The sequence below is a fragment of the Pectobacterium sp. HCp5_1 genome (genome assembly GCF_032905925.1).
Classification (GTDB): domain Bacteria; phylum Pseudomonadota; class Gammaproteobacteria; order Enterobacterales; family Enterobacteriaceae; genus Pectobacterium; species Pectobacterium brasiliense_A.
The window spans coordinates 1-5781 of the sequence record NZ_JAUMIO010000064.1; the positions used below are offsets into that span (position 1 = coordinate 1).

The 5781-nt window shown below is 49.8% G+C and carries 5 protein-coding genes; 4 read left to right on the forward strand and 1 reads right to left on the reverse strand.

All coding sequences use genetic code 11. The features are described from left to right. On the forward strand, positions 1 to 88 hold an 88-nt coding region (locus tag Q3A88_RS21440), incomplete at its 5' end, for a hypothetical protein (RefSeq protein ID WP_317177746.1). Between the two features lie 74 nt (positions 89 to 162). On the opposite strand, the gene bamD is transcribed toward Q3A88_RS21440, so the two are convergent. Then, positions 163 to 897 (reverse strand): outer membrane protein assembly factor BamD, encoded by a 735-nt coding sequence (gene bamD / locus Q3A88_RS21445; RefSeq protein WP_010285959.1) that lies wholly within the window; start codon positions 895 to 897, stop codon positions 163 to 165. Between the two features lie 134 nt (positions 898 to 1031). On the opposite strand from bamD, the gene rluD reads away from it, so the two are divergent. The 3 genes from rluD (at position 1032) to clpB (ending at position 5488) form a co-directional block, all read left to right on the forward strand. Then, positions 1032 to 2009, forward strand: coding sequence for a 23S rRNA pseudouridine(1911/1915/1917) synthase RluD (gene rluD, locus Q3A88_RS21450; RefSeq protein WP_014916306.1), 978 nt, complete (start codon positions 1032 to 1034; stop codon positions 2007 to 2009). Positions 2010 to 2052: 43 nt separating this feature from the next. Next, entirely contained in the window at positions 2053 to 2778 is a 726-nt protein-coding gene (gene yfiH, locus Q3A88_RS21455) for a purine nucleoside phosphorylase YfiH (protein WP_317178622.1), read from the forward strand. A gap of 133 nt (positions 2779 to 2911) precedes the next feature. Next, positions 2912 to 5488 carry an ATP-dependent chaperone ClpB gene (clpB, locus tag Q3A88_RS21460; protein ID WP_317178623.1) on the forward strand — a complete coding sequence of 859 codons (2577 nt, stop codon included), beginning with the start codon at positions 2912 to 2914 and terminating at the stop codon, positions 5486 to 5488. The last annotated feature ends 293 nt before the right edge of the window (positions 5489 to 5781 follow it).

Below are 5781 nucleotides of genomic sequence, written 5' to 3' on the forward strand. Positions count from 1 at the left end.
ACTGGTGAAATTACCGATAAGAAGGGAAAGGGCCTTCCCACGAATAGTAAAAGAAAGGCCCCAAAAATACAGTAAGGCCCGTAGATAAACTGCCAGTCAGTCGCTTAACTGACTGGCATTACAACCGAAGCTACCGTCTTATTATTGTGTGTCACTTGTCGTTTATGCTGGATTCGCAGTGATGATTTTTGCGACTTTGTCCGCCTGAGCGGCCAGTTGCAGTTCGCGATAGGCATTTTCCATCAACGGCAGGGCATTTTTTGTTGCCTGAGTATCAGGGTAATCACGCAGCATTTGCTCAACGCGATTAACTACTGCCACATAAGCGCCGCGTTTCGTGTAGTATTGCGCGACAGAAAGTTCATACTTGGCCAGACGCTCTTTGAGGTAAACCAAACGCTTGTTTGCGTCGGTGGCGTATTGGCTGTTCGGGTATCCCTGAATGAGCTTGCTGAAATCCCGAAATGCGGTACGGGCATACTGCGGATCGCGATCGGAACGATCAACGCCGAAGAAGCCCTGTAATGCACTGTCATCCAGCGCCATGTCGGTCAGGCCGCGCATGTAAAGGACATAGTCCACGTTTGGATGGGTCGGATTGAGTCGCAGGAAGCGGTCAATAGAAGCTTGGGCCAATGGCAGCTCTGCGGATTTGTAATAGGCGTAGATCAAATCCAACTGTACTTGCTGCGAGTAGGGGCCAAAGGGATACCGGTTATCCAGTGCTTCCAACTGCGTGATGGCTGCTTTAAAGTTGCCGTCCTGCAGTTTTTGTTGAGCATTGGCATAGATTTCAGATGGCGGACTATCAGGAACCGCATCTTTGGAATTGCTGGAGCAACCAGCCAGCGCCAGGCTCAACGTGGCGGCAGCCACCAGATATTTCATACGCGTCATGACGTTTTGATTATCCTCAGAATGTTATTCCGGGAGGCTGTCCGTTAAGCTCCCGATTTAGACCAGCTACAATAGTACATTATTTTAAACGGCGTCGCCGTCAAAACCCAACGTTAACGAAGAAGCTGCATAATATGGCACAACAAGTACAACTCACCGCAACGGTGGCCGAATCTCAACTCGGACAACGTTTAGATCAGGCTTTGGCCGAATTGTTCCCTGATTATTCACGATCCCGCATAAAAGAGTGGATTCTTGAGAATCGAGTACAGATTAACGGCAATGTCATCAATAAGCCAAAAGAGAAAGTACTTGGCGGCGAATCGGTAGCCATTGATGCATTGATTGAAGAAGAAGCACGCTGGGAAGCTCAGGATATCAAGCTGGATATCGTGTATGAAGATGAGGATATCCTGGTCATCAATAAACCCAGAGATCTGGTGGTTCATCCCGGTGCGGGTAACCCAGATGGCACAGTATTGAATGCCTTGTTACATCATTATCCTGAGATTGTCGACGTGCCCCGTGCCGGGATTGTGCACCGACTTGATAAAGATACAACAGGGCTCATGGTGGTCGCGAAAACCGTACCCGCACAGACGCGTTTAGTTGAGGCGCTACAGGCGCGTGAAATTACTCGTGAGTATGAGGCCGTGGCGATTGGCTCGATGACAGCAGGTGGCATGGTCGATCAGCCTATCGCTCGCCACTCAACCAAGCGTACTCACATGGCCGTGCACCCAATGGGTAAGCCTGCCGTGACACATTATCGCATCATGGAACATTTCCGTGCGCATACCCGTCTGCGGTTGCGTCTGGAAACGGGGCGCACCCATCAGATTCGCGTGCATATGGCGCATATCAATCATCCTCTGGTTGGCGATCAGCTATACGGTGGTCGTCCGCGTCCGCCAAAAGGCGCTTCGGAGGATTTCATTGAGACGCTCCGTGGGTTCGATCGTCAGGCGCTGCATGCCACCATGTTGCGTTTCTACCATCCTATTACTGGCATTCACATGGAATGGCATGCGGAATTGCCACAGGATATGGTCGATCTGATTAATGCGCTGAAAGCCGATACTGAAGCGTTTAAGGATCAGCTCGACTGGTAATGTATTCAATACGATAAGTGCCGATTTATAGAGGTGACGGACTATGCTGATATACCCCGACTGGCCTTTGCCAGAAAGTGTGAAATCTTGTAGTACGACGCGTGTTGGCGGACATAGTGGTGCACCTTATGATTCGCTGAATTTAGGGAATCATGTGGGCGATGAGCCTGCGCACGTTACCGCAAATCGGCAAGCGCTGGTGGGGATGGCCGGCCTTCCCACTATGCCGCATTGGTTGGAACAGGTGCATGGCACCGATGTGATTCGTATTGGCGAGACATCCCCAACATCCGTTTGTGGTGATGCTGCTTATACGGATAAGAAAGGAAAAGTCTGTGCGGTGATGACGGCTGACTGCTTGCCCGTGCTTTTTTGTGCAATCAACGGCGATGAAGTCGCTGCCGCTCATGCTGGCTGGCGGGGATTGCACGCGGGGGTATTGGAAGAAACATTAGCCTGTTTCCGTGCACAACCCGCACAAATTATGGCGTGGCTGGGGCCTGCTATTGGGCCTGATGCCTTTGAGGTCGGTCCTGAAGTCAGGGATGCATTTATTCAGCATGATATGGCTGCGGCCTCAGCATTTCGGCCTGAAGGAAATAAATTTTTTGCCGATATCTATCAACTGGCAAGTCTGCGCTTACGTGCCGCAGGGATAACGCAAATTTTTGGTGGAAATGCCTGTACTGTGAGTGAATCTCACAAATTTTTCTCTTATCGGCGTGATGGTGTGACTGGCCGTATGGCAAGTTTAATCTGGCTGATATAACCTATTGAATTAAGACGATCCAAGACAAGTAACGTTTAAATCCTGTCACGACTGGCAAAATAACCTTGAAATTTTTGAGGGATGACCTCATTTAATCTCCAGTAGCAATTTTGACCAGTGTATGGGAGGTGTTATGCGTCTGGATCGTCTTACCAACAAATTCCAACTTGCTCTTGCTGATGCCCAGTCTCTCGCCCTTGGGCGCGATCACCAGTTTATTGAACCACTTCACTTGATGAGCGCCTTGCTTCATCAGGATGGTGGAACTGTTGGTCCACTTCTGACTGTTGCTGGAGCCAATCTTAACCACCTGAAAACCGAAATTGATCAGGCAATCACACGTTTGCCGCAGGTTGAAGGTACTGATGGTGATGTTCAGCCTTCTGGCGAGTTAGTCCGCGTATTGAATATGTGTGACAAGCTGGCGCAAAAGCGTGGCGATACCTTTATCTCTTCGGAGCTTTTCGCGCTTGCTGCGCTGGAGTCTCGCGGCACGTTGGGGGATATATTGAAAAAGGCGGGGGTTACGCAGCAAGGTGTAACAAACGCGATTGATCGAGTGAGAGGAGGGGAGCAAGTGAACGATCAGGGTGCTGAAGATCAGCGCCAGGCATTGAAAAAATTCACGATTGATCTCACGGAGCGTGCTGAACAAGGCAAACTCGATCCTGTGATCGGGCGTGATGAGGAAATTCGCCGCACTATTCAGGTTTTGCAGCGTCGAACCAAAAATAACCCGGTATTAATCGGTGAACCCGGCGTGGGTAAAACCGCGATAGTAGAAGGGTTAGCACAGCGTATTGTTAATGGTGAAGTGCCTGAAGGCTTGAAAAACAAGCGCGTGCTTTCACTGGATATGGGCGCGCTGGTGGCGGGTGCGAAATACCGTGGTGAATTTGAAGAGCGTTTGAAAGGCGTGCTCAATGACCTGTCTAAACAGGAAGGCAGCGTCATTCTGTTTATTGATGAACTTCATACGATGGTGGGGGCAGGCAAAGCCGATGGCGCGATGGATGCCGGTAATATGCTAAAACCTGCGCTGGCTCGTGGTGAGTTGCATTGCGTCGGGGCGACAACGCTCGATGAGTATCGGCAATATATTGAAAAAGACGCGGCCCTTGAGCGTCGTTTCCAGAAAGTGTTTATCGCTGAACCTACCGTTGAAGACACGATTGCGATTCTGCGCGGGCTGAAAGAGCGTTATGAATTGCACCATCATGTACAAATTACTGACCCTGCGATTGTTGCGGCGGCCATGCTATCTAACCGCTATATCGCGGATCGTCAATTGCCGGATAAAGCGATTGACCTGATTGATGAGGCGGCATCCAGTATTCGTATTCAGATTGATTCAAAACCAGAGCCCCTTGATCGGCTTGAGCGTCGAATCATCCAGTTAAAACTGGAACAGCAGGCGCTGAAAAAAGAATCTGATGAAGCCAGCCAAAAGCGGCTTGAATTGCTGAGCGCGGAACTTGACCAAAAAGAACGTGAATATTCCCAACAAGAGGAAGAGTGGAAAGCAGAAAAAGCGTCACTCACGGGAACACAGAATATTAAAGCGGCTTTAGAGCAGGCGAAAATTGCGCTGGAACAGGCTCGCCGTCAGGGCGATCTGGGGAGAATGTCTGAGCTGCAATACGGCAAAATCCCTGAGCTAGAGAAACAGTTGGCAGCAGCAACGCAGCAGGAAGGGAAAACGATGCATTTGCTGCGTAATCGAGTAACGGATGTTGAAATCGCGGATGTGCTGGCGCGTTGGACTGGGATTCCTGTTTCTCGCATGTTGGAAAGTGAGAAAGAAAAATTATTACGCATGGAAGATGAACTGCATCAGCGTGTGATTGGGCAGAACGAAGCCGTTGAAGCGGTAGCAAATTCTATCCGTCGTAGCAGGGCAGGGCTATCCGATCCGAATCGCCCTATTGGCTCGTTCCTGTTCCTTGGGCCAACGGGCGTAGGGAAAACGGAACTTTGCAAAACGCTGGCGACTTTCCTCTTCGACAGTGATGACGCCATGGTGCGTATCGATATGTCTGAGTTCATGGAAAAACATTCGGTTTCACGTTTGGTCGGTGCGCCTCCTGGATACGTCGGTTATGAAGAAGGAGGGTATCTGACGGAAGCGGTACGCCGCCGTCCTTATTCGGTCATTTTGCTGGATGAGATCGAAAAAGCGCACCCTGATGTGTTCAATATTCTGCTTCAGGTATTGGATGATGGTCGCCTTACTGATGGCCAGGGCAGAACGGTCGACTTCCGTAATACTGTGGTCATCATGACGTCCAATCTGGGATCAGACCTTATTCAGGAGCGTTTTGGTGAGCGCAGCTATACCGAAATGAGAGATATGGTGCTTGAAGTTGTCAGCCACAGCTTCCGCCCTGAGTTTATTAACCGTATCGATGAGGTCGTGGTATTCCACCCATTGGGAAGAGCGCATATTACGTCGATCGCACAAATTCAGCTTCAGAGGCTGTACAAGCGTCTTGAAGAGCGTGGATATAGTGTCACGATCACGGATGCAGCTTTAGATATGCTTGGGGAAGTCGGGTTTGATCCTGTCTATGGTGCTCGTCCGCTTAAAAGAGCGATACAGCAACTGATAGAGAACCCACTCGCTCAGCAGATGCTGGGGGGGAAATTGATACCCGGCAAACCGATCACATTAGATGTTGACGGCGAACAGATAGTCGCGCGGCAAGAATAATGCGAGTGAAATGGTAAGCGATCAACGGGAGCATTCGTTAACGGATGCTCCCGTTTTCACATTATGAGCTCAGGTTGTATTCACTTTTTGTATGTGAAGTGTGCGGAATGGTGTCTTTTGGCTTGTTTTTGAACGGTTGGAAAATAATTTGCATTTATAGCTTGTCAGCCGCCGAGAAGTCCCTATAATGCGCCTCCACTGACACGGCAACAGCGACACGCAGTTGCGGTGACAGGAAAAAAGATTCAACGAAGGCAGTCAGTAATGACTTGACTTCACAGCGGAAAAGCATA

Coding starts and splice junctions, on each gene's coding strand:
- bamD (WP_010285959.1), bottom strand. CDS start 897: ATGACGCGTATGAAATATCTGGTGGCTGCCGCCACGTTGAGCCTGGCG.
- rluD (WP_014916306.1), top strand. CDS start 1,032: ATGGCACAACAAGTACAACTCACCGCAACGGTGGCCGAATCTCAACTC.
- yfiH (WP_317178622.1), top strand. CDS start 2,053: ATGCTGATATACCCCGACTGGCCTTTGCCAGAAAGTGTGAAATCTTGT.
- clpB (WP_317178623.1), top strand. CDS start 2,912: ATGCGTCTGGATCGTCTTACCAACAAATTCCAACTTGCTCTTGCTGAT.